We start from the raw sequence: 26590 nt of genomic DNA, 5'->3' as shown, positions 1-26590 counted from the left end.
CAATACATTAAAAAGCTTCTCCAATTCTAAAATAAACGCCCCAATCGTCTTTTCCTACCGCAGCGTCGAGACCTATATTAAATTTTACACTTTTAAAAGCCTTGTAGCGATACCCAACTCCGGCTCCCGGATAGGCTTTCCAGTTAAAGTTTTCGGTGTCGGAGCCATACATTGTAGCCAAACCAGCAAATCCAACGACGCCCATTTTGTCATTAAAATTATAACGATATTCAGTCTGCAATGCCATAATACCATCGCCTCGATATTTTCCTTCAGAATACCCGCGAATATCTTTTCCTCCAATGTGAACCTGCTGTTCGAAAGCAATGTTTCCTAAACCAAATGTACCTGCAAATCGTGCAGCCAGTACATCTTTTCCGTTTCTGATGGGAAGGTATTTATTGTATTCGGTTAAAATTTTATTGGCACTAAGGTCGTTTCCGAACCATTCGGGAAAGTTTATCCAGCGCAATTTTATTTTTTCACCATGAGTAGGATAATAAATAGCATTTCGGGTATCATAAAGCAAATTATATTGTAAAGCATTCGTGTGCGAAACAGATTGTGGCTGTACATCATCTTCATACACGGTGTTATAGTGCGAATAGGCGTAATTGATTCCTCCATAAAAATGCGGAATTATTTTTCGATCTACACCCACACTGATTCTCGTCATTTTGGTTCCATAATCATAAAAATCTGGCGCATCAATATCGTCCATGTAAAATTGTGAATTTACATTTCCGGCTAAAGCAAAAAACTGAACTCGCCACGAGTCTTCATTAAAATATAATTTATTAAAAAAAGAAATAAAATAGGATTTATTAGTAGTATATATGGCAGCCAATCCCGACAGTGATTTTGGAGAAATGGTATCCTCTTTTTTTGCTCGGTACATTGCCATCGGAATTGCACCAAACATGAAATCAAGGTTTCGGTTGTAACTCAGATAAGGCATAATGGTTAAATCGAAACGTTTTGCTTTTTCAGCAGGAGCAATGGTGTCTTTTGGCTTTTCCTGAGACCATACGAATGAAGAGCAAAATAAAAAAACTATAACGGGAAGTATCTTTTGCATAATAATTATTTAAAATTATACATGATCAAACAGGATTATATAAATCAATCGTATTTGTAAAAATAAAGATACAAAATTTATTTAATTTCAGATAGTTTATTTGATATATGATTTCTGAAAATGAATTATTTGAAAAATAGTATAAAAAGGGAAACCGAATGTGATCAAATACAAAATCCCATGAACTTCATGGGATTTTTGTGATTAGAAGGATATTTTAATCTTCTTCTATATTTTTATCAATCGGTTCGTCAGCGAGTTCTTCATCGTCGTCAGTTGAGTCAAATTCGAAGAAACTAAAAAACGAACCTCCGTAGCTCTTTTGAAAAGAAAAATTACTCAGATGTTCGAGTTTTGTATATTTTGAATGTTCGATAATCATCATGCCGTCTTCGTTAAGTAAATTTCTTTCGAAAACCAACAAAACCACTTTTTCAAAAGTAGCCTGATCCAATCCGTAAGGCGGATCGGCAAAAATAATATCGTAAGATGTTTTGCAATTCTCTAAATATTTAAAGACATCACTTTTGGTAGCAGCAATTTCAAAATCATATTCTGATGCGACTTGTTTGATAAATTTTACACAGCCAAAATCACCATCAACCGAGGTAATTGGGGCACTTCCGCGTGAAGCGAATTCGAAACTAATGTTTCCTGTTCCCGAAAATAAATCTAAAATCTTCAAGCCATCAAAACTAAAATGATTATTCAAAACATTAAATAATGCTTCTTTACTCATATCAGTTGTGGGGCGAACCGGAAGGTTTTTCGGCGGAAAAATGCGGCGTCCTTTGTACTTTCCTGAAATGATTCTCATGATTGAAATAGAATATAATGTTTTAAATTTTCTGCAGTTGAAAAGCTGTTTTTTTGTTGCAGACTGCTAACATCCAAAAATGAAATATTGCGGATGTATTGATAAGCAATTGCATAATAAGGGTCGTTCTTTTTTATGGTGCCTAAAAAATCCAACTGAAAAGTTTCCGGATTTAAACTGGTTTGTTCGGCAGTAAAAAGTACATAATATATAAAATCCTCAGGGCTATTGTATTCAAATGAATTGAATAATAAGAGCTTTTGATTTTGTACCACAATAATTTCGAAATGATTTTCATTAAAATTGATAACCATTTTTTTATCATCATTATTTTTGGAAGCTTCCAGAATTTTTTCGACTAAAATACTGTTTACGTGCTTGTAATCGAATGATCCAACTTCATCAATCAAAAAATTATTAATGTTTACATACGGAATATACACCGCGTTCATTTGGTAATTTGAAATTTGATCGAAGGTAAAAAAGTCGGTTTCAAAAACTTTTGTGTTGTACTGTAGATAACTTCCCAGAAAATTTTCATCAAACAGAGCAGCGGGTACAAAAGTTGAAAGATTGTTATTGTGAATCACTACAATTTCATCGTAAGTATCTTTTAGCTCAGGATGCTGTTTGAAAGCATCAGCAAGAAGTTCTTCGATTTTATTTCCTTTATGAAAAGTATCAAAAATAACTTCAGCAAAAGAAGTTATCGTATTATTGAGGGTATCAAAACAACAAAATGACAATCCAGTCAAGGAGACCTGAATAGATAATTTTTTGTATTTTTTTGAGGTGATATTAGTATTTTGCAATGACATGATTTGATTTACAATTCGTTACCTGCTTTAGTATCAAGAATGAATTTAATTCGATTACAAACTTACAATTTTTTTTTATTCATTTTCGATTTTATGTGTTTCGCTCGTCTTTCATGATTATATTTGATGTTTTCTTAATATTATCTCTTATAAATGAACTCATCACTGTTTTACAGCGTTTTACAAAAAAGATTTCCTTTTGCACCAACGTATAAACAGGATATTTTTTTTCAAAAAATTGCTATTTTTTTAACGGAACCTCAAAACGATACCATTTTTGTACTGAAAGGATATGCCGGAACCGGAAAAACTACCGTGATTTCTACGATTGTAAATAATTTAGGCGACATCAACAAGAAATTTGTTTTGCTGGCTCCAACGGGCCGCGCGGCAAAAGTTATTGCCAATTACTCGAATACAGCTGCTTTTACGATTCATAAAAAAATCTATTTTCCGAAGAAATCTGCCGGTGGAGGCGTGGCTTTTACCAAACAAATCAACAAACATAAAAACACGATTTTTATTGTCGATGAGGCTTCGATGATTTCGGATAGTAATTCCGATTCGAAGTTGTATGATAATGGTTCGTTATTGGATGATTTGATTCAGTACGTGTATTCAGGAACCAATTGCAAAATGATTCTTTTGGGAGATACGGCTCAGCTGCCGCCCGTAAATCTGGATATTAGCCCCGCTTTGGATACACAGACTTTGGGAATTCATTACGATAAAGAAATCGAACATATCGAACTCGACGAAGTTATGCGTCAGGAAGAAAGTTCCGGAATTTTGTATAATGCAACTGAACTACGTGAATTGCTAAAAGATTCTTTTATAACTGAATTCAAATTCAATGTAAAAAAGTTCAAAGATATCGTTCGGCTTACGGATGGTTACGATATTCAGGATGCTATTAATACCGCTTACAGCAATTATAGTATTGAGGATACGGCGTTTATTGTTCGCTCTAATAAACGTGCAAATCAATATAATGAACAAATCAGAACCCGAATTTTATTTAAGGAAAGCGAACTTTCGGTTGGTGATTTTTTGATGGTGGTGAAGAATAATTATTTTTGGCTGAAAGAAACTGACGAAGCTGGTTTTATTGCCAATGGCGATATTATCGAGGTTTTGGAAATGTTCGGAATCAAGGAATTATATGGTTTTACTTTTGCAAAAGTAAAAATCAGAATGGTTGATTATCCTAATCAGAAACCTTTTGAAACCGTTTTACTTTTAGATACTATAAAAAGCGAATCTCCGTCGTTAACCTACGAAGAATCGAATCGTTTGTATGAAGAAGTGATGAAAGATTATGAAGATGAATCTACCAAATACAAGAAGTTTCAGAAAGTAAAAAACAACGAATATTTTAATGGTTTACAGGTGAAATTCTCGTACGCCATTACGTGTCATAAATCGCAAGGTGGACAATGGAATACGGTTTTTATCGAGCAGCCTTACCTACCCAACGGAATTGAGAGAGATTATATCAGATGGCTGTACACGGCTATGACGCGTGCTAAAAATAAATTATATTTGATAGGATTTAAAGACGAGAGTTTTGAGGAATAGTTTTTTAGCCACAGATTAAAAAGATTCTCGCAGATTTTAGAATTTTTTTAGTAAGTATTTTTTAAATCCTTTTAATCCTTCTAATCTGTGGCTAAAAAAAAACATAGAAATAGATGTTTAAATGACAACACTAAACAACTTACATTCGATTTCATCTACGTTTTCGAATACAGATAAAATGCCGGTTCTGTTTTTAGGACATGGCAGCCCAATGAATGCTATTGAGGAGAATCAGTTTGTGGCTGGTTTTCGTAATCTGGCCAAAACATTGCCGCAGCCCAATGCTATTTTATGTATTTCTGCGCATTGGTTTACCAACGGAACCAAAGTCACTTCGATGCAAATGCCGAGAACCATTCATGATTTTGGAGGTTTTCCGCAAGCGCTTTTTGACGTTCAATATCCAGCCAAAGGAAGTCCGGAATTGGCTTTGGAAACTCAAAAAATATTAGAACCTGTTCAGGTCGATTTGGATGAACATTGGGGATTGGATCATGGAGCCTGGAGTGTGATTAAACATTTATATCCGGATGCTAATGTTCCTGTAATTCAGCTCAGTATTGATTATACCAAGTCGGGACAATATCATTTTGAGCTGGCTCAGCAATTACAATCTTTGCGTCATAAAGGGGTTCTGATTATCGGAAGCGGAAATATCGTTCATAATCTCCGTTTGGTAGATTTCAGAAATTTTGATAAAGACAATTATGGTTTTGACTGGGCAATTGAAGCGCGTGAAACCATTAATAATTATTTGTTGGATGGAAATTTTCAGCCTTTGATTGATTTCGAAAAAATGAATAAAGCGATTCAGTTGGCGATTCCAACTCCGGATCATTATTTGCCTTTGTTATATACTTTAGGATTAAAAGAAAAGAATGAAGAATTGAGTTTGTTTAATGACAAATTACTGGCGGGTTCTCTCAGTATGACTTCGGTGAAGATTATGTAAAAAAATTTTTGTGAGTCTCTGTGAATTCTTTGTGATATTTTGTGTAATAACTCTTTCACAGAGATACACAAAAATTTTCACGAAGATTCACGAAGAAAAATAAAAAAATAATTTGAGAGCGAAATTGCCTCGTTCCTCGCAATGACAAAAAAAAATGAAAATAATAGCTGTAATTCCGGCACGATATGCATCAACACGTTTTCCTGCCAAATTAATGCAGGATTTAGGCGGTAAAACCGTAATTCTAAGAACGTATGAAGCATCAGTTGCAACCAATTTATTTGATGATGTATTTGTAGTGACCGACTCGGATTTGATTTTTAATGAAATTGTTTCGAATGGTGGAAAAGCCATTATGAGCATCAAAGAACACGAATCGGGAAGCGATCGTATTGCCGAGGCAGTAATGAGTCTGGATGTTGATATTGTGGTAAATGTACAGGGAGATGAGCCATTTACAGAAGCGGGACCTTTGGAGCAGGTTTTGTCTGTTTTTAGAGATGATGAAGATAAAAAGGTAGATTTGGCTTCGTTAATGCGTGAAATTACCGATGAAGACGAAATCAATAATCCGAATAATGTGAAAGTGGTGGTAGATCAGTCGCAGTTTGCTTTGTATTTTTCACGTTCTGTAATTCCGTATCCGAGAGATAAGGATGTTGGTGTGCGTTATTTTCAGCATATCGGAATTTATGCTTTTAGAAAACAGGCGTTGTTGGATTTTTACAGTTTACCGATGAAATCGTTGGAAGCTTCTGAAAAACTGGAACAGCTTCGTTATTTAGAGTTTGGAAAACGTATTAAAATGGTCGAAACTACGCATGTCGGAATTGGGATTGATACGGCCGAGGATTTAGAGAAGGCGAGGGCTATTTTGGGATTGAAGTAGATTTCGAAATGGAACGCGGATGACACGGATTCGCTATCGCGAAAACGCGGATTTGTACGGATTTTTTATAATTAATAATTGGTTTTGTGATTGAAGTAGATTGCGGAATGGGCCGCGGATGACACGGATTCGCTATTGCGAAAACACGGATTTGTATGGATTTTTATAATAAATCAAATTGGTTTTGTGATTGAAGTAGATTGCGGAATGGACCGCGGATGACACGGATTCGCTATTGCGAAAACACGGATTTGTATGGATTTTTTATAATTAATAATTGGTTTTGTGATTGAAGTAGATTGCGAAATGGCACGCGGATGACACGGATTCGCTATCGCGAAAACGCGGATTTACACGGATTTTTCTAATGAAAACAAGTGCCCTAGCCCTGATAGAAGTGGAAATCCTTTTGTGCCGGGGTTCGGTACAAAAGATTGAAACGGATAGCAGGAAATAGCTCCTGAAAATTTCAATTATAAATTTTAAGCATTATGCAATTAATCTAAAATCTAAACTCAGAAATCTAAAATAGAAAAAGCTCCAAATCAAATCGTTTTGGAGCTTTTTTAATATTTAAAACCGAATAAATCCTTAGTACAAACTTGGGAATTTAGATGGATTTACTTCGTGCATCATATCGTAAACTTTCTCGAAAATGTCTTCGGCAGAAGGTTTAGAGAAATAATCACCATCGGTTCCGTAAGCAGGTCTGTGCGCTTTTGCAGCCAATGTTTGTGGTTTGCTGTCCAGATGTTTGTAAGCGTCCTGCTCTTCTAAAATCTGTTGTAAAATGAATGCTGAAGCTCCACCAGGAACGTCTTCGTCGATTACCAAAAAACGGTTTGTTTTGGCGATACTTTTTACAATATCCTTATTTACATCAAAAGGAAGCAGCGATTGAATATCGATAACTTCGCAGTCAATTCCTAAATCTAATAATTCATTCGCAGCTTGTTGCACCAATCTCAACGTAGAACCGTAAGAAACTAGAGTAATATCAGCACCTTCTTTTAGGGTTTCAACTACACCAATTGGCGTTTTGAATTCACCAAAATTAAGAGGAGTTTTTTCTTTTAAACGGTAACCGTTCAGACATTCGATAACTAGAGCGGGTTCGTCACATTCTAACAAAGTGTTATAAAAACCTGCAGCTTGTGTCATATCTCTTGGAACCAAAACGTGGATTCCGCGAATAGCGTTAATGATCATTCCCATTGGAGAACCTGAATGCCAGATACCTTCAAGTCGGTGCCCGCGGGTTCTGATGATTAGCGGTGCTTTTTGTTTTCCGACAGTTCTGTATTGTAAAGTTGCCAAATCATCGCTCATGATCTGAATTGCGTACAATAAATAATCTAAATACTGAATCTCAGCAATTGGGCGTAAACCTCTTAAAGCCATTCCGATTCCCTGACCAATGATGGTCGCTTCACGAATTCCAACATCGGCAACACGAAGATCTCCGTATTTTTCCTGCATGCCTTCAAGTCCCTGGTTAACATCGCCAATGTTTCCTACATCTTCTCCAAAAATCAAAGTTTCAGGATATTTGGTAAACAGAGCATCGAAGTTATCACGCAAAATCATTCGGCCATCCAAATCTGGTTTGGCATTTTCTGCATATTCAGGAAGTACTTTTTCTACCGAAAAAACATTTTTATCTGAATCAGAATGTAAATGACTGCTGAATCTTGGTTGTGTAATTTCGATATAGTTAGTAATCCAGTTGGATAGTAAAACTTTACTATTTGGAATTTCGATAAAACGTAAAATTCTACGGGCAATCATTAACATTTCCTTTTTCAAAGGATTTTTGATTGCTTTTATTTCAGAGATATATTTCTGAATTTTATCTTTATGATTGATACTTGCTGCAGAAATTTGCTCCAGCAACGTAATCAATTCTTTTTGGTCTTCAATAATTGGATCAATAAAAGAATTCCATGCTTCTTTTTTTGCTTCTAAAACCTCTTTTTTGATAGCAAAATCAATTTCAGATAATTCTTCTGGCGATGCGATATTGATAGCAATCATCCATAAACGCATCTGACGGATACAGTCAAAATCTCTTTCCCAAGCCAGTCTGTCACCGTTTTTATAACGTTCGTGAGAACCTGAAGTGGAGTGACCCTGTGGCTGTGTCAGTTCGTTTACGTGAATTAAAACTGGTACGTGCTGTTCGCGGGCAATAGCAGCAGCTCTTTCGTAAGTCGAAACCAACTCGGCATAATCCCAGCCTTTTACTCTAAAAATATCATATCCTTTTGAATCCTCGTCACGTTGGTATCCTTTTAGAATTTCAGAGATGTTTTCTTTGGTTGTCTGATGTTTTGCATGAACCGAAATTCCGTATTCATCATCCCAAACACTCATAACCATCGGAACCTGTAAAACTCCGGCGGCGTTGATGGTTTCAAAAAATAAACCTTCAGACGTACTGGCATTTCCTATAGTTCCCCAGGCAATTTCGTTTCCATTTACAGAAAATTTGTCTTTGATTGTAATACCCTCAACGTTTCTGTAAATTTTTGATGCCTGAGCCAATCCTAATAATCTTGGCATTTGTCCGGCAGTAGGTGATATATCTGCGCTTGAATTTTTTTGTTTTGTTAAGTCTTTCCAGGAACCATCTTCGTTTAAACTATGTGTTACAAAGTGGCCGCCCATTTGTCTTCCTGCAGACATTGGATCAAAATCTAAATCGGTATGACCGTATAAACCTGCAAAGAATTGTTTTGGGGTTAATTCGCCAATTGCCATCATAAAAGTCTGGTCGCGATAGTATCCTGAGCGGAAATCTCCGTTTTGAAAAGCTTTTGCCATAGCAAGCTGCGGCACTTCTTTTCCGTCACCAAATATTCCAAATTTGGCTTTTCCTGTCAATACTTCTTTACGTCCTAAAAGACTACATTCTCTGCTAGTTACGGCAATTTTATAGTCGTTCAATACTTCCGTTTTGAAATCTTCGAAAGTTAGCGTAGTATTGTTTTTTTCTAAAATCATAATCTGGAAAGGGTTATGTTGTGAGGCAAAAATACTTAAAAACTATCAATAATCATAATTCATTAAAATAAATATAATTTAATTATTTGCAAGTAAAATGTAAAAACTACGTATTTATTTTGAGTTATTGTTAATAAAATTTCTTTTTTAATGATAATAATTTATGTTTTTGTTTAAAATTTATTCAATTAGAACCATTTTCGGGTAAAAAGATTAACTAATGTTTTAGGAGAAAAAGTAATCACAAATCGTATTTTTTCGTTGTATTTATTTTGCGAAATTTCCCAGCCATTGTTCGAATAGACCGGAAAATAGAGTTCAAAGTAATCCGGAACCAGATTCAAGCGGATGCCGCTATCATAAGCAAAATGTTCTTTTTGGTATTTATTTTTAAGCAAACCAACATCTCCATATACTTCAACCCAGTCCCAAAGTGCATAACTGGCATTAAATGTCGTCATCCACTGATTGGCAAAATTAGGTTCTAACTTCGATTTGAATCCGCCTTCGGCCATTAGAAATTGTTGGCTGAAGAATCCTGAACTTTCGGATCTTCCGTAATAATTATAATCGAACAAATAATCCGAAGGGCGATCTAAACCAAAACTGAAATAATCAGAGTTGGTTCTGTTGTATAAAAAACTTCCCGCATAGAGGCGTAAATTGATTCTGCGATTGTTCTCGAATAATTTTCTGTATTCAATTTCTCCCGCCAGTTTTCCAAAATCGCCTGAAATTTGCACATCGGTCATAAAATTAAAATGATGAACCAATTCGGTTTTAGTATTATAATAACGTGCATTAAAAACAGAATAATTGGGTGTTGAATTATCCGTTACATAAGTGCTTTTTTCTCTGTTTACTATAACCTGGCGCAGCAATATCAGTTGTTTACGATTGTCTCTGAAATTTTCTTCCCGAATGCGAAACTGAACCATTGGAGTCAGTTTGAGATAGGTTGCATCAGGTGCGTAATGAAAATAATTCCCGCTTATCGAGTATCTGACATTGTATAAAGTACTGTTACGGTAATAATGATTTACAGAAAAAGCAGATGATCCCGATAAGGTTTTGGCATTAATCGAATAGGCTGGATTGATGTCAAAAGTAAAAGGTTTGTCCAGAATGGTTTTGTTATAAAACCGAATTCCAGGCGAAAAACCGTCATACAAGTTATAAGTCAGGGTAGGCACATATAAAATCTGATTGTAATACGGGTCTTCTAAATCTTTCAGAAAATTAAATTTGACAGGTCTATTCGTAATTGCGACATTTTTTAAGGATTTCCAGTTGTTTCGCAGATTGTATTCCGGTACTTCGTTATCGTAATTCAGCACTATTTTGTCAGCATTTTTTCGTTCAAAAACATATAAGCTGTCCTCTTTCAAAGGCTCAAGCCAATGTTTAAAAACGATTTCTTTTTTCTTGATTCCGTAAATTGGAATAGGTGCATAGATTCCGGTTCTATTGTTTATCGAAAAACGAATACTGTCTTTGGTCCTCGTTACATCCGAAAATTTATAATCCAGAATATCTCTCGAATCAATAATGGTAGTAAAAAACCAGTCGATTTTTTTAGGGCTATTGTTAGTCAGGATGCTTTCAAAATCCGAACGGTTTGTTTGTCTGTTTTTGTTAAGACTATAAAATTCCTGAACACTTTTGGGTACAATATTTTGGTTTAAATAATCATCCAGATAACTCAAACTCAAACCAGCTCTGTATTTGCTGGCAATTTGCTCATTAAATTTAATCAAACTGTTTTTAGGGTCGCCAAGTGGCTGATCGAGATTTTTACGCGCCATTAGCATGTAGTAATAGCTGTATTGCTCATTAAAACTTAAATTGGTAATGTTATAGCTTTTCAGTAGCCTCATTTCCGACAGACTTCCCAGCATCTTCTGATCAGCATGATTTTCTTCGATGTATTTCATCATCGCATAAATCTGGATTCCGTCATACACCCAGTTGTCTTTTCTTGGGTCGAGGCGTAAACTATTCTTGAGATAATTATTCAGATAGGTTTTTAGAAACGTAATTTCAAACACAAATTCATCCGTAAACGGACTGATAAACGAAGGCAATTGATTAAGACCATAAAACGGATTCCGGTCATAATCAACTTGCGAAACCGTTATTTTTTGATGTGGATATTTGCCAATAAAATTTTCAGTAAATGCAATCACCCGATTGATGATGAGTGCTTTTTGAAAATCATCTGTTTTTTTGCTTTTTAAATTGGTAAGTATTTCTAAATCATTGTTTTGAAAACTTTTAAAACTTGTGTTTTTTTCGATAAATAAATTAAAATCGGTTCTGTTATTTCCTGAAAAAGACTGAGTTTGAAAAGACGTATTGGTTGTATCCCTGTAAATCAAATTCAAATCTGTAGAAATACTGTAATTGTTAGGCGTTTTTATCTCAAGCTGATAATCGGTACTTGCATTAGCAATATCATCCAGATTGTAGTTGTTGTATTTTATAAAATCATGATTTTCATATCGTGCAGGAGCCAAAAACCAGTTTTTCAAAACCATTCCGCCATTTTGCGTATAGCCATAACGGGTAAATTTATCACTCGGTATTTTAGCGATATAGGTAATATGTATGTCAGTTTTTTGATTAGGAGCCAGTTTTTCTTTTAGTTTTACAACAATAAAATCTGGGTTTTTAGTAGTTCTTTCCCAGCTAAGAGCCGTATTTTCAGTATCAGTTAGGTTAGTAATAGTGGTGCTGCCTCTTTCCTGATCTTTGGCCAAATGAAATCCTCTATAAAACTCATCCGAAAAGCGTCTTGCCAAAGGCGTGTTTTTATTCGAAAAAGCATTGTTCCAGTCATTCAAAACAATATAACTCAATGAATCACCTGTTGTATTATGAAATGTAATATCCTGTTTTACATGCAGTGTTTTAAGTTCAAGATTTACAGCAACCTCCAGCTTTGACTGATGTTGCGCATACTGTTTTATTGAACTGAATAAAACTAAAATGAAAACTAAAAATTTATAAATTGATTTCAATGATGGCTGAGAATAGTTAGGGTATAAGGTAATCTACGAGCATAAAGCAGTTTTGGTTTTATTGTAAAAATAGTATAAATAAAGCTGTTTAAAAAAAACAGCTTTATAAAACATTTAAACTTTGGTTTTTAAACCATATAAGTGATATAAGTTTTTACCCGTTGGGTGCTAATTAATAAAAATTTAATTAAACACATAGAAAAAATAAATTTTATGATTTTGAAAAAAAAGGAAATCAAAAAGAAACTCATTTCTTCACACATAGCTATGTGTTTTAATGCAAGTGAAACGCCTTTTTTGAATTCAATAAACTATGTTTCTATGTGTTAAATAATTTCACCCAACGAGTTAAGTTTTTATAAAAAATCAAAAAAAATCCGTTTTTATCTGCGTCTTCGCTTTAGCGAATCAGTTTTATCCGCGTTATTTTTTTATATGACTTATATGGTGAAAATTATTTTAGAAATTCGGACTCAAATCGTATTTTTTATAGAATTTATCCAGAACGTCAACCACTTCATCTTCCGTATCCACAATTTTAAATAAATTTAAATCATCCGGACTTACCGTGTGCATTTTTTCGACCAAAACGGCTTTTACCCAATCAATCAATCCCGACCAGAATTCGACTCCCACTAATATAATAGGGAATTTTCCAATTTTTTTAGTCTGAATCAGCGTGATGGCTTCAAACAATTCATCCAAAGTTCCAAAACCACCCGGCATCACCACAAACCCCTGCGAATATTTGACAAACATAACTTTTCTAACAAAAAAGTAATCAAAATTCAGGTTCTTATCATGGTCAATATAAGGGTTAAAGTGTTGTTCAAAAGGCAATTCGATATTCAGGCCCACCGAGATTCCGCCACCTAAATGCGCCCCTTTATTACCCGCTTCCATAATTCCGGGACCACCGCCCGTAATCACGCCATAACCCGCTTTACTAATTTTATAGGCAATTTTCTCCGCCAGCAAATAGTATTTATCCTCAGGTTTTGTTCTCGCCGAACCAAAAATCGATACACAAGGCCCAATACGCCCCATTGCTTCGTACCCATTTACAAACTCAGACATGATTTTAAAAATCGCCCAGCTGTCATTCGTTCTAATTTCATTCCACGTTTTTTGCTTCAAACGATCCTGGATTACCTTATCCTCATCGTTATCAAAATCTTCTAATCTCATGTTTTGTATATTAATTTATTTTTTAAGGAGCTATTTCCAGCTATCCGTTGCAATCTTTTGTGCCGAACCCCGGCACAAAAGGATTTCCACTTCTATCTGGGCTAGGGCACCCGTTTTCAGTTGAAATTTTGTTTATTAAATAAAGAGTTACTTCTTAATACGTTTGCTCTTCAATAGATTTGGTGATGTTGCTTTTTACTTTTCCGGTATGTTCCGTAGTCTTAGATTCGATCAGCATAATCAGACATTCCTCAACCGATGAAACCCTGTGATTTACGCCTTTTTTCACCACGAATAAATCACCTTTTTCCATTGTAAATGACGGTATGTTTTCAATTTCCATCAACAGTTCACCTTGTACAATATAAAATAATTCGTCTTCATTCTCGTGATTATGCCAGGGTATTTCCTGACCTTTTATTTTGGCCACTTTAACATATTGATCGTTTACTTCATCAATTATCTTAGGCGAAAAATACTTTTCTACGTTACTGAAATTTTCTTTTAGATTCATACGCTTTTTTAGTTTTTCCCAGAATCAAAAAAATTTGACAAAATGGGCATACTAAATTAAGCCTTTTTTTAAGATTTGACACAAAATTACCCACATATTAATTTAAATATAACATTTTTAACGCTGTAGTTTTAATTGGGGTTTCATTATCAACAGATTAAAATTTTGTGCAGGAATATTTATTTGTTCCTATGAAACTTTATTTTGGTTTGCAAAAAAGAGCCAGCGGCTCGACCAATTTTGTAGGGATGGATTTTAATCCATTCAAAATTCAAGAAATCAATATAAAGAACCGTAGGTTCGGCTTATATAAATTTTGCGAAAGTTTAAAAATTTCTAAATATCAAAAGGATTACGAAAAACTTAAGTTTCTGTTATAAAGTTTTATTTATTTGTTTTATTTCAATTATTTCGGTCAATTTATTTACTGTAATCTTTGACACAATTTTAAATCCTAACTCAAGAAATACAAATCGGATTATCAAAATAGTCAAAAGGTAATAAAATATTAATTCTAACTTATTTTGTATGATTGCTAAAATTATTGCAGAGAGAGTAAATGAAATTATTAAAAGAAAAATAATTTTAAAAATTTTGCCAGTGCGAATTTCTATTTTCTCTTTTTTATTTTCCAACTTTCCATTTAAAATACAAAACTCTCCAGATATCTGTTTAGAGAGTTTTATTTCAAATTCATTTTCTTTAATTATTCCTATAAATGATTGATTATTCCAGTTTGTAACGAATTGTTCTTTTGATAAAGTTTGATTTTCTAATTTAGAAACTGCTAATTTACTATCAATATTCAATTCGATAGAATAATTACTTTCGGGAAATATCTTCATTCGGTAAAGAGTTTGCTTTTAAATATTTCTAGAATTCCAAATTTCAGGATTTCTACTAGTGTGAAATATAGCAAAAATTTCAACAAGAAAACCTTCTTCATCAATTATGTAATGAATCATAAATGGAAATTTATTTACGAGCATACAACGAGTATCACCATATCGAATTGCACAAATTTGTGGATTGTTTTTTTAAGAATTGATTTGTGATTTTACCTGCTTATGAAAGCGTAAACCTAAATTTTGTAATTGATTATTATACCAAATAACAATTTCACGAAGATCATTTAATGCTTCTTCATCAATTTTGATTTTATACATTACTTGAAATTATTGAATTGGCAAATCTGAGACTTCATCCCAATCCAACATTCTTTCAGGGGAGTTTTTACTTTTTTGAATTCTTTCTAAAACAATTTTTTGATGTTCTATAGGAATTTCTATGTCATCTTTCCAAATTGCATCATTTAGTTTTAACTTTTCAGAAGGCGATAACTGCTTAACAACTTTTAAAAGTTGCTTAAAATCTACATCTACTTTTAAACTCAAACTGTCCATACCGTAAAGATTATTAATTAATTCAAACACTAAGTTAGTTCCTTTTTCAAAAACTTAGCCGTATAACTCTTCTTATTTTTCGCCACTTCTTCAGGAGTTCCTTTGGCAATTAATTGTCCGCCGCCTTTTCCGCCTTCCGGGCCAATATCGATAATATAGTCGGCAAGTTTTATGACGTCCATATTGTGTTCAATAACCAGAATCGTATTTCCTTTGTCAACCAGTTTATTAATCACGTCCATCAAAACTCTGATATCTTCAAAATGTAACCCAGTTGTAGGTTCGTCCAGAATATAAAAAGTGTTTCTAGTATCTTTTTTAGATAATTCGCCAGCCAGTTTAATACGCTGCGCCTCACCACCAGAAAGCGTGGTGCTTTGCTGACCCAACGTAATATAACCTAAACCAACATCCTGAATGGTTTTTACTTTTCGGTAAATCTTCGGAATGTTTTCAAAAAACGGAACCGCTTCGTCAACCGTCATATTCAACACATCCGAAATAGATTTTCCTTTGTATCGAATTTCGAGCGTTTCTCTGTTAAAACGTTTTCCCTGACAGGTTTCGCATTCTACATAAACGTCTGGTAAAAAGTTCATTTCGATCGTTCTTACTCCAGAACCTTCGCAGGTTTCGCAGCGACCGCCTTTTACATTAAAACTAAAACGACCCGCTTTGTAACCCCGAATCATACTTTCGGAAGTCATGGTAAACAGGTTTCTGATTTCGGTAAAAACTTCGGTATATGTCGCAGGATTCGAACGTGGCGTTCGCCCAATCGGACTTTGGTCAATATCGATTACTTTATCAATATGTTCTAAACCTTCAATTTTTTTGTAAGGCTGTGGTTTTTTGACACCATTAAAATAATAGGCGTTCAAAATAGGGTAGAGCGTCTCGTTTATCAAAGTCGATTTTCCACTTCCTGAAACTCCCGTCACGCAAATCAATTGTCCTAAAGGCAATTCTATCGAAACATTTTTAAGGTTGTTTCCAGTAGCTCCGGAGAGTTTCAAGAACTTTCCGTTTCCTTTACGACGTTCTTTCGGAATCTCCAATTTCATTTTTCCGTTCAGATATTGAGCGGTAATCGTGTTTGATTTTAAAGTCTCCGCGGGCGTTCCAATACTGATGATTTCTCCACCATATTTTCCTGCTTTCGGACCGATATCAATTACATAATCGGCACGTTCTATCATGTCTTTATCATGTTCTACCACAATAACAGAGTTGCCAATATCACGTAATTGTTCCAAAGAATGTATTAGTTTTTCATTATCTCTTTGGTGTAAACCAATACTTGGCTCGTCCAAAATATACAAAACACCAACCAATTGCGAACCAATCTGGGTTGCCAGTCGAATACGCTGTGCTTCACCGCCAGAAAGCGATTTTGAACTTCGGCTTAAAGCCAGATAATTCAAACCTACATTCATCAGGAAGTTCAAACGATCTTTAATTTCTTTGACCACTTCAGAAGCAATTAAAAGTTGTTTGTCAGATAAATGTGTATTCAAGTCCTGAAACCAAATGGTCAGATCCGAAATATCCATATCACACAATTCGGTAATGTTTTTTCCATTAACTCTAAAAAACTGCGCTTCTTTTTTTAAACGTGAACCTTCGCAAACCGGACAATTAATTTCGTCCATAAAATCTTTTGCCCAACGTTTTATAGTTGTAGAAGAAGTTTCGTCAAATTGATTTTTGATGAAATTCGAAATTCCTTCAAAATCTATTTTATAGTCACGTGTAACGCCTAAATCTTTGGAGTTTACAGTAAATTTATCTTTTCCGCCGTACAAAATCATTTCCATTGCTTCTTCCGGAATCTTCTCAATCGGATCGGTTATTTTAAATCCGAATTTTTCTCCGATAACTTCCAATTGCTTGAAAATCCAGGATGATTTATATTCGCCAAGTGGAGCAAAACCGCCGCTTTTGATAGATAATTTCGGATTTGGAATAATTTTCCTAACATTGATTTCATGCACGGTTCCCAAACCATTACAATGCGGACAAGCTCCTTTTGGAGAGTTGAAAGAGAATAAGTTCGGCTCCGGATTTTGATAGGATATTCCCGTTGAAGGACACATCAAATTTCTACTGAAATAACGCACTTCATTCGTATCCTGATCCAAAATCATCAGGACATTTTCGCCATGATGCATTGCTGTATTGATACTTTCGGACAAACGTTTTTGTGTGTCTGTGTTATCTTCAATAAGCATTCTGTCAACGACAATTTCGATATCGTGGGTTTTATAACGATCCAGTTTCATTCCGGATATCAAATCCTGAATTTCACCGTTTACGCGAACTTTCAAAAAGCCTTGTTTGGTAATTTGCTGGAATAATTCGGCATAATGCCCTTTTCTGGCTTTGATGACTGGTGCCAGAATATTGATTCGTTTTCCATTAAAATCCTGAATAATCAAATCTTTAATCTGCTCATCAGAATACGAAACCATTTTTTCGCCGGTGTTGTAGCTGTAAGCATCGGCACCACGGGCATAAAGAAGTCTCAGGAAATCATAAATTTCAGTAATGGTACCTACGGTAGAACGCGGACTCTTACTAGTTGTTTTTTGCTCAATGGCAATTACGGGCGAAAGTCCGTCGATTTTATCTACATCAGGACGCTCCAAACCACCTAAAAACTGTCTGGCATAAGCCGAAAAAGTTTCTACATAGCGACGCTGCCCTTCAGCATAAATTGTGTCGAATGCCAAAGAAGATTTTCCCGAACCAGAAAGCCCTGTAATCACTACAAGTTTCTCACGCGGAATAGAAATATCGATATTTTTCAGGTTATGAACTCTTGCACCAAGAACTTCAATAGTATTGTCTTTTTCTAACATAAATTTGAGCAAAACGCAAAGTTACCACTTTGATTTGTTCTTTTTGTACTAGAGTATAGAAGTTTATGTTAAAAATTGTAACAAAAAAACGCTAACCTAAGCTAGCGTTTTCGTTTTCTGGTTGCCATATATTCTTCGATGGCTTCTTTGGTGGTGTACCAGTTTCGGCCCTCTTTATAAGCATCAATTTTGCCGGTTCTGGCTAATAAACTTACATATTCATGACCGTAGGGAGTTTCAGGCTCACTCACGATATTGATTATAGGTTGGAAATCATAACTGCTTCCTGGCATTGCACCTAAATAAATATTAAGCGTACGCTCTAAAGCCTGACACATCAAAAGCATTAATTTTTGATAATTGCCATTATTCGCCTGATTGAGCGCTTCATAATATTTCTTACGGTCATTTTTAAGGATAATCGCTGGTGGAAAACCACAACAAATCAATAATAAATTCATACTTAAACGAACTGTACGGCCATTTCCATCAAAGAATGGATGTATCCAAACCAATTTATGATGGTAGATAGTTGCCAGCTCAATATCGTTTAGACCTAAAGGATTGGTGTTTATAAAATCAATTAATTCGTCCAGGTAATCTGAAACTTTATTAGCATTTGGAGGCATAAAATTAGCTCCCGAAATACGAACGCCACCATTTCGCAAACGTCCTGCAAAATCATCTTCGATAGAGCGTAAAACTAACCCATGAAGTGAGAGAATGTCAATGCTTCGAAGTTTATAATCGTCATTTACTATCGAATACAAATAATCAATTGCCTTGTCATGATTGTGTGTTTCAAAATGTTCCCGAAGCGATTTTCCTTTAATGGTAATGCCTTCCTGAATGACCATTTGGGTTTCTCGTAAACTCATGGTATTGCCTTCGATACTATTCGAATTGTATGTCCATTCTAGCGAAAGGCTTTCTCGAATTTTATGTAAAGCAATGTTGGGCAATGGTCTGCTGGTTTGCAAATCTTGCCTTTTTTGGTACAATCGCTCAAAGGTTGATTGAAATTCGGTTCTGTATGTTAGGTCTATGTTCCACATAATCCTACAAAAGTAATCATTAATATCGGATAATAAAAATTTTTACCCTATCCGATATTAAGCTATTCAATCGTCATAGCCCTTAATTTTGTTCGGTAAGCTTCAAGAGCAATAGATTTCGAAATAAATCCGAAATATTTATCGTTACGAAGTACAGGAATAAAAGCAGATTTTGATTTTTCGAATTTACTCATCACGATTTCCATGCTATCATGAGTAGAAATAGTAGCTGGAGGCGTTTTCATTACATCTTGTATCATCGTATATTTTACCCGGTACGAATTGAAAATTATTTCTCGTATATCATTAAAATGCACCACTCCAACAAGGTCTTTTTCGTTATTTACAACAGCAAAAACTACCTGATTAGAATGCGAAATTAAGTCAACCAATTTGCTTAAATGTTCGTCTGGAGAAACCGTTAAATAGTCGGTTTGAATGATAGAATCAATATCCAGAGTCGAAAGAATATTCGAATCTTTATTACTCGTAAAAGCATGCCCTTTTTTGGCTAAACCTTTTACGTCTAATGAATGTTTTTCAAATCGTTTAGAAATCGCAAAACTTATGGATGAAATAATCATCAAAGGTACCATCAAACCATAGCCACCAGTAATTTCGGCAATTAAGAAAATTGCGGTCAACGGAGCGTGAAATAATCCGCTTAGAATTCCTGCCATTCCAACCATTGTAAAATTACTTACAGGCAAATTCGCCAGTCCAGTCATATTAACTAATTTGGAAAAAAAGAAACCTAAATAGGATCCTAAAAAGAGTGCGGGAGCAAAATTCCCACCGTTTCCACCGCTTCCAATGGTTAATCCGGAAGCGAAAACTTTTAGCATCATCGTGAATCCAACGAATAATAATAAAACCCAATTGTTATCCTGATGCGATTTGAATAATGTATTCTCTAAAAGCTTTCCTGGTTCACTTTCTGATAATGTTTTGATACTTTCATAACCTTCACCAAAAAGTGTTGGAAAAATGAAGATTAAAACGGCTAATAAAGAAGCACCAAACAACGCTTTCTTGTAAGGGCTCATCTTTAGTTTTGAGAAATAATGCTCAACTCGTTGAAAATTTCTAGAATAATATATAGCGGTAAGCCCTGTTAATACTCCTAAAACCAAATAAAACGGAATGTTATGATAATCAAATGATTCTTGTTTTTTGAAAGATAAAAGTATGGTTTCATCCAAAACAATTGCAGAAATAATAGCACCTGTTGCAGCCGAAATCATGATAGGTGTAAAGGCTGAAATACTTACATCAACCAATAAAACTTCAATTGCAAAAAGAACACCAGCGATTGGAGCATTAAATGCCGCTGCAATTCCTGCCGCAACTCCGCAGCCAATCAGTAAAGTTCGGTCTTTGTAAGCTAATTTATAATTTTGAGCATAATTAGATCCAAAAGCGGCTCCCGTAATTACAATTGGGCTTTCCAATCCTGCAGAACCTCCTAAACCAACGGTAAGTGAGCTCGTAACAATCTGAGCATACATTTGCTTTTTTGGGATGATACTGGCTTTTTTGGCAACAGCATATAAAATTTGCGAAGTTCCTTTTTGAATGGTTCCGTTTAAAACTTTTTTGACAACCAAAACGGTTAGCAGAATACCCACGATAGGTAAAATACTGTTGATGAAACTAATTTTTAAGATTCCATTGATGTAGGTTGCGAAAGAGAAAACACTATGAGCAAAAGTTTTTAGAACGATTACCGCAAGAGAGCATGAGACACCCACTAAAACACTCGATAAAAAAATAAATTGCTTTGGAGTTAATAAAGATTGCGCCAATGCAATGATGCTTTCTAGTTTTCGAAAATATTTTTTTAGCATTATTTTTTAATAAAGTTTGGTCTAATGCAAATTTAACTCATAACATTTAAAAGTACCCGATTTAATTCATAAATCTTTCCGGCGTTAAAAACCAACTGCGGTATCATCGCCTCTAAAATCAGCTCCTCCTTCAAGTGAATTGTTGGGCAAAACCAAAATGGCATCCAATTTTCCGATTACGGGAGTTGCTTTTTCATTGATTAAATACCCTTTCGCTTTTAATGAATCAATCGTTTTTGGACTGAAAGTATCGGGCTCAAAAGTAATCAAATCTGGCAGCCATTGATGATGAAAGCGAGGCGCATTTACCGCTTCCTGCATACTCAAATTGTATTCGCGAACATTTAGAATCGCCTGTAAAACGGTTGTAATAATGGTTGAACCTCCTGGAGAACCTAAAACCATAAAAAGTTTTCCGTCTTTCTCCACAATAGTTGGTGTCATTGAGCTCAGCATTCTTTTTTGTGGAGCGATGCTGTTGGCTTCGTTTCCTACTAATCCAAACATATTTGGAGAACCAGGTTTAGCACTAAAATCGTCCATTTCGTTGTTTAAAAAGAAACCTAATTCGTCGCAATAATATTTAGAACCATAACCGTCATTGATAGTGGTTGTGGCTGCAACGGCATTTCCGTCTGCATCTACAATAGAGTAGTGGGTGGTTTCTAAACTTTCGTTATAATTTACTTTTCCTTCTTTTATTTCTGATGATAAACTGGCTTTTTCAACATTAAAAGTTGACATTCTGTCTTTTAAATAAGCATCGTCTAATAAAGCTTTTACCGGAATTTTCACAAAATCCGGGTCGCCTAAAAACTGACTTCTATCCGCGTAAGCTCTTCTTTCGGCTTCAACAATTACCTGAATTGCTTCTGGAGTATTATGTCCCATTTGGGCTAAGTCATAAGGTTCAATCATTTTCAGGATTTGTGCCAGACAAATTCCGCCACTGCTTGGTGGAGACATCGAGGTAATTTTTAAATCTTTATAATCAAACTGAAGTGGTTTTCTCCATTTGGCTTCATATTTTGCCAAATCTTTCATTGTAATGATTCCACCTCTTTTTTGAAGATAATCTACTAATATTTTAGCTGTTTTTCCTTTATAAAATTCGTCTCTTCCGTTTTTTAAAATTCGTTTTAAAGTTTCGGCAAGAGCCAGATATTTTATAGTATCATTTTTTTTGAATTCTGTAGCCAAAAGTGTTTTCGGGCCATTAATTTTTACGATAGCTCCACGATAAGCGTTCATGCTTCTTTCCTGCTTTTCGGTTACAATAACACCTTTTTCGGCAAGAGCAATAACTGGTTTTAGAATTTCTGACATCGGTAATTTACCCAATTTTTTATGCACAGCAAAAACTCCGGCAACTGTACCAGGAATACCAATAGCAAGAGCGGTTTCGGTACTTTTTCCTTTAATGACATTTCCATCTTTATCTAGAAACATATCTTTTGTGGCAGCCAATGGTGCTTTTTCACGATAATCGATAGAACCCACTTCGCCATTTGCTTTTCTATACACCATAAAACCACCACCACCAATATTTCCTGCAAACGGAAAGGCTACTGCCAAAGCCAATTCGGTACCCACCATGGCATCAAAAGCATTTCCGCCTTTTTTCATAATATCGACACCAATTTTTGACGCCTCCTCACGTGCAGAAACGACCATGGCTTTGGTAACAACTAATCCGGTTGGTTTTATTGGAGTTTGTTGTGCAAAACAACTAATAGAAATAAAGCTGATAAAAAGTGTAATCTTCTTCATAAAGAGAGTAATTTTTGTTTGGAATGCTGTCTTAAATCTTCAAAAAACAACGTAAATTCCTGTTCAAATTCGGCGTAAAATTCTTTTAATTCTTCGCTGGCAAATTGCATTTTCGATTCATTTTTGGAACGTCTGTCCATCTGAGTCAAAATTTTGTGAATTCCATCAACAGTCTGATAACTCGAAAGCCAGTTGTTTTCAATCATATAAGGCATCATACCCTGCGTTTTTTCGGTCAGGATGTCGTAATTTTCGTGTAATGACTGGTAGAATCTATTGATAAAATCATCCAGATTTTCATCTGAATATTTTGTCCAGTTTTTGGCCAAAAAATGATCGTAAACAATATCTACAATTACGCCGGCATAATGGTGGTATTTTTCGTGTAATCTTTTAGTGCTTTGTCTAAAAATGTCGTGCGAATCGGTATAAGTATCAATTGCGCGGTGCAGAATGATTCCTTTTTGTACCTCTTCAGGAAAATGCTCGAACTGTTTTCCCCGAATACCATCGGCCATAAAATTGCCAATTTTGATTAAATCATTGTCACCAGACAGATAAATGTGCGCTAAAAAATTCATTGTTTTTGGAGTTACTAAGCTTCTTAGAGGCTAATAGGCTTGGTTTACTTTCGTAAATGTATAAAATTTCTTTCATAAATTGAGTTGTTATAAAATTTAGTATTCATAAAAATCTTAGCAACTTAGAAGCTTAGTTACTCAGCAACTATTATATTTGTAAAACAATAACCATAACTCAGAAAAATGACTTTAATAAAATCTATTTCAGGAATACGAGGAACGATCGGTGGAAAAGTAGGAGATAACCTGACTCCTGTTGATGCTGTAAAATTTGCTTCGGCATACGGAACCTTTCTTAAAAATAATTCTTCAAAAGAAAAATTAACCGTTGTAATTGGTCGTGATGCTAGAATTTCCGGACCAATGATTCATAATTTGGTTGTCAATACATTAATTGGTTTAGGAATTAATGTAATTGATTTAGGGCTTTCGACTACGCCAACAGTTGAAGTTGCTGTACCATTAGAAAAAGCAGATGGCGGAATCATTTTGACGGCTTCACACAATCCGAAACAATGGAATGCTTTAAAATTACTGAATGAAAAAGGGGAATTTTTGAGCGGTGATGATGGTGCGAAAATTCTTGAAATTGCTGAGGCTGAAGCTTTCAATTTCTCGGATGTGGATAGTTTGGGCGAAATTACTTCAAATGATGCTTACATGGATATTCATATTGATGAAGTTTTAAACCTGCCATTGGTGGATATTGAAGCTGTAAAAGCAGCAAAATTTAAAGTAGTGGTTGATGGTGTAAATTCTTCTGGCGGAATTATTATTCCGAAATTATTAGAATTAATGGGCGTTGAAGTAGTAAAATTATACTGCGAACCAAACGGGCATTTTCCTCACAATCCTGAACCTTTAAAAGAACATTTGACTGATATTTCAGAATTGGTGGTGAAAGAAAAAGCGCATTTAGGAGTTGTCGTTGACCCAGATGTTGACCGTTTGGCTTTTATTTGCGAAGACGGTGAAATGTTTGGTGAAGAATATACTTTGGTAGCCTGCGCCGATTTTGTATTGGGTAAAACACCTGGAAATACGGTTTCGAACATGTCATCTTCACGTGCTTTGCGTGATGTAACGGTTGCTCACAACGGAAATTATGAAGCCAGTGCAGTAGGTGAGGTGAATGTGGTGGAATTAATGAAAAAAAATAATGCGATTATTGGTGGCGAAGGAAACGGCGGAATCATCTATCCTGAGTTGCATTACGGTCGCGATAGTTTGGTAGGAGTGGCTTTGTTTCTGACACATTTGGCTCAGAAAAAAATGTCGGTTTCGGCATTGAGAGCTTCTTATCCGGAATATTATATGAGCAAAAATAAAATAGAATTAACACCGCAAATTGATGTTGATGCTATTTTGGTTGCTATGACAGAAAAATATAAAAACGAAGATATTACGACAATTGACGGTGTAAAAATTGATTTCGCTACAGAATGGGTACATTTAAGAAAATCAAACACAGAACCTATTATTCGTATTTATACAGAAGCCCCTTCGCAAGAAAAAGCAGATGTTTTGGCACTTCGAATTATAGATGAAATAAAAGTGATTGCCGGAATTTAATCTTCTGAATTTCATTAAAAAAAAATACCTCTTTCATAAGTTTTGAAAGAGGTATTTTTTTTTTAGAACTAATTTTTAGTTTTTTATGATTTTGAGTGATTTTTTCACGGATCCGTAAGTTGCTGTCACAATGTAAACTCCAGTCGAAAGTTTATCTCCGATTTTAATGTCCTGATTGGTAAAATAGTCTTCAGAAGTGAAAAAAAGATTTCCTTTCAAATCAATAATAGCTATTTTTAAAGGTTCAGTTGTTGCTGATTTTATATGAAGTGTAGCTTGATTTTTAATTGGGTTTGGATAAATTGAAAAGGAATCGTCTTCTAATTTAGGATCATTCATTCCTAAACTTGAAGTGGAAACATCAATAAAGTTAAAAGTCATTTCGTTTGATTTGAATTTGATTTTCAGGTACACTTCTCCTTTTGGCAAAGCAATACCGGCAACCACTTTATCCGTAAAAGTTTGTGCACCACCTGTTGCAGAAAAGGTTTCGTCTGTTTTTACCACAACATCATTTACCAGAATATCAAATTTTCCGTCAATGCTGGCAGATGCTACTCTAAAACTCAAATCATAGGTTCCGGCTTCTGCAACATTCAGCATAAATTCATTCCAATCACCTTCGTTTATAAAATTTACATTTTGTACGGTTCCCGAATCGGTTGTGTTTTGTAAACCAGTTCCTTTTCGGCGATAGTGTTTATTGGCGGTAATTCTACCCGGAACATTCATTTTTTTAGCCGAGTACGTTTCGTTTATATAAGCTGTTCCGATAGGTTTTAAAACTCCGCTTGATGTGCTTAATAATTGCCCTTCAAGCATGTCTGTCCAGGTTATGGGAACGCGGCCAGTAAACCACGAATAACGATAAATATCAGGATCGTTTTCAAAACTCTTCACGATTTCTTTCATAAACGCCGTTTTTTCATCAGCAGTCTGAATGACTCTGTTGGCAAATTCGGTTACCCAAATTGGTTTGCCGTATTTTTTAAGCAATCCGGTAACACCAATAACAGAACCTGCGGTATTATCATAAGTATGAAAAGAGATATAATCCACTTTGCAGGTTGGGCATAAAGCAAAAAACTGATTGTGCCAAATCAAAGGATCACTATAGCCTCCATAATTATCAGGGCCATTATATGCTGGCGAAGCACTTACGATTTCAAGATTTTTTGCAGCGGCGATTTTTTCTACGTTTACCCAGGCATTTACCGCTTCCTGAGGTGTGAGTCTTGCACCATCATTAAAGTTAGGCTCATTAAAAGCCAAAAGATATTTAGCTCCGGGTTTTATTTTATTGATGAAAGCCTGAACATCGGCATCACTAATTTTTCCCCAAACCATGGGTACAAATTCTACACCGATTTCTTCGTAATCAGGATTGACATTCGCTTCGGGTTCCGGGCTCCAGTTGTACCACCAGGACACTCCTGGTTTTAAAGCTAATATATCTGCTTTCGAATGTTTCCCGTAGGCTATTCCTCGTTTTGGACTTTGGGCGTAAGTGTTAAAAATTAAAAAAGGTAAAAGTACTAAGAAGCATATTTTTTTCATCATAAATATAAATTTAGGGTTAAATTTGGGGATAGGCTAATATACTTCAAATGTAGTATGTTTCCTGATTTAATTATTCAAAAAAAA

19 protein-coding genes are annotated in these 26590 nt (G+C 35.1%); 4 read left to right on the top strand and 15 right to left on the bottom strand.

The window, feature by feature from the left end; all coding sequences use genetic code 11:
- Positions 1-7 precede the first annotated feature (7 nt).
- From GON26_RS02270 to GON26_RS02260, 3 genes are all read right to left on the bottom strand, one after another.
- Entirely contained in the window at positions 8-1078 is a 1071-nt protein-coding gene (locus GON26_RS02270; protein WP_160373089.1) for a BamA/TamA family outer membrane protein, read from the bottom strand.
- 217 nt (positions 1079-1295) lie between these two features.
- Positions 1296-1895, bottom strand: a complete 600-nt coding sequence (locus GON26_RS02265) for an RsmD family RNA methyltransferase (protein ID WP_160373088.1) — start codon at positions 1893-1895, stop codon at positions 1296-1298.
- On the bottom strand, positions 1892-2713 hold the full coding sequence (locus tag GON26_RS02260) for a DUF3822 family protein (RefSeq protein ID WP_160373087.1): 822 nt from the start codon (positions 2711-2713) through the stop codon (positions 1892-1894). Before GON26_RS02260 ends, GON26_RS02265 begins: the two co-directional genes overlap by 4 nt.
- 153 nt (positions 2714-2866) lie before the next feature.
- Here GON26_RS02260 and GON26_RS02255 point away from each other — a divergent pair, with 153 nt between their 5' ends.
- The 3 genes from GON26_RS02255 to kdsB all read left to right on the top strand — a co-directional run bounded on the left by GON26_RS02255 (position 2867) and on the right by kdsB (position 6132).
- Positions 2867-4291 carry an ATP-dependent DNA helicase gene (locus tag GON26_RS02255; RefSeq protein WP_160373086.1) on the top strand — a complete coding sequence of 475 codons (1425 nt, stop codon included), beginning with the start codon at positions 2867-2869 and terminating at the stop codon, positions 4289-4291.
- A gap of 121 nt (positions 4292-4412) precedes the next feature.
- On the top strand, positions 4413-5243 hold the full coding sequence (gene ygiD, locus GON26_RS02250) for a 4,5-DOPA-extradiol-dioxygenase (protein ID WP_160373085.1): 831 nt from the start codon (positions 4413-4415) through the stop codon (positions 5241-5243).
- A gap of 154 nt (positions 5244-5397) precedes the next feature.
- Complete coding sequence (gene kdsB / locus GON26_RS02245; RefSeq protein WP_160373084.1) at positions 5398-6132, top strand: 3-deoxy-manno-octulosonate cytidylyltransferase; 735 nt, start codon at positions 5398-5400, stop codon at positions 6130-6132.
- A gap of 591 nt (positions 6133-6723) precedes the next feature.
- Here kdsB and GON26_RS02240 read toward each other — a convergent pair.
- From GON26_RS02240 to GON26_RS02190, 11 genes are all read right to left on the bottom strand, one after another.
- Entirely contained in the window at positions 6724-9135 is a 2412-nt protein-coding gene (locus tag GON26_RS02240) for an alpha-ketoacid dehydrogenase subunit alpha/beta (protein WP_160373083.1), read from the bottom strand.
- 188 nt (positions 9136-9323) lie between these two features.
- A complete protein-coding gene (locus GON26_RS02235; protein ID WP_160373280.1) occupies positions 9324-12074 on the bottom strand; it encodes a gluzincin family metallopeptidase in 2751 nt (916 codons plus the stop codon).
- 540 nt (positions 12075-12614) lie between these two features.
- Positions 12615-13343 (bottom strand): LOG family protein, encoded by a 729-nt coding sequence (locus tag GON26_RS02230; RefSeq protein WP_160373082.1) that lies wholly within the window; start codon positions 13341-13343, stop codon positions 12615-12617.
- Between the two features lie 154 nt (positions 13344-13497).
- Complete coding sequence (locus GON26_RS02225; protein ID WP_160373081.1) at positions 13498-13857, bottom strand: cupin domain-containing protein; 360 nt, start codon at positions 13855-13857, stop codon at positions 13498-13500.
- A gap of 374 nt (positions 13858-14231) precedes the next feature.
- Positions 14232-14702 (bottom strand): hypothetical protein, encoded by a 471-nt coding sequence (locus GON26_RS02220; RefSeq protein ID WP_160373080.1) that lies wholly within the window; start codon positions 14700-14702, stop codon positions 14232-14234.
- Between the two features lie 330 nt (positions 14703-15032).
- On the bottom strand, positions 15033-15290 hold the full coding sequence (locus GON26_RS02215; protein ID WP_160373079.1) for an addiction module protein: 258 nt from the start codon (positions 15288-15290) through the stop codon (positions 15033-15035).
- Positions 15290-18121, bottom strand: a complete 2832-nt coding sequence (gene uvrA / locus GON26_RS02210; RefSeq protein ID WP_160373078.1) for an excinuclease ABC subunit UvrA — start codon at positions 18119-18121, stop codon at positions 15290-15292. The genes GON26_RS02215 and uvrA overlap by 1 nt, the downstream gene beginning before the upstream one ends.
- A 101-nt stretch (positions 18122-18222) precedes the next feature.
- The gene (locus tag GON26_RS02205) at positions 18223-19176 is read right to left on the bottom strand and encodes a Fic family protein (RefSeq protein WP_160373077.1); all 954 of its coding nucleotides are present in this window, start codon (positions 19174-19176) and stop codon (positions 18223-18225) included.
- Positions 19177-19238: 62 nt separating this feature from the next.
- Positions 19239-21023, bottom strand: a complete 1785-nt coding sequence (locus tag GON26_RS02200; RefSeq protein ID WP_160373076.1) for a chloride channel protein — start codon at positions 21021-21023, stop codon at positions 19239-19241.
- Between the two features lie 84 nt (positions 21024-21107).
- Positions 21108-22793 carry a gamma-glutamyltransferase gene (gene ggt, locus GON26_RS02195; RefSeq protein WP_160373075.1) on the bottom strand — a complete coding sequence of 562 codons (1686 nt, stop codon included), beginning with the start codon at positions 22791-22793 and terminating at the stop codon, positions 21108-21110.
- Entirely contained in the window at positions 22790-23374 is a 585-nt protein-coding gene (locus tag GON26_RS02190) for an acyl carrier protein phosphodiesterase (protein ID WP_160373074.1), read from the bottom strand. Before GON26_RS02190 ends, ggt begins: the two co-directional genes overlap by 4 nt.
- A gap of 183 nt (positions 23375-23557) precedes the next feature.
- Here GON26_RS02190 and glmM point away from each other — a divergent pair, with 183 nt between their 5' ends.
- Positions 23558-24946, top strand: coding sequence for a phosphoglucosamine mutase (gene glmM, locus GON26_RS02185; protein WP_160373073.1), 1389 nt, complete (start codon positions 23558-23560; stop codon positions 24944-24946).
- A gap of 75 nt (positions 24947-25021) precedes the next feature.
- On the opposite strand, the gene GON26_RS02180 is transcribed toward glmM, so the two are convergent.
- Positions 25022-26506: a glycosyl hydrolase gene (locus GON26_RS02180; protein WP_160373072.1), complete on the bottom strand. Its 1485-nt coding sequence runs from the start codon at positions 26504-26506 to the stop codon at positions 25022-25024.
- Between the last annotated feature and the right edge of the window lie 84 nt (positions 26507-26590).

The organism is Flavobacterium hydrocarbonoxydans, assembly GCF_009789235.1.
Taxonomy (GTDB): Bacteria; Bacteroidota; Bacteroidia; order Flavobacteriales; family Flavobacteriaceae; genus Flavobacterium; species Flavobacterium hydrocarbonoxydans.
This window is presented reverse-complemented; position numbering and strand designations above follow the sequence as displayed.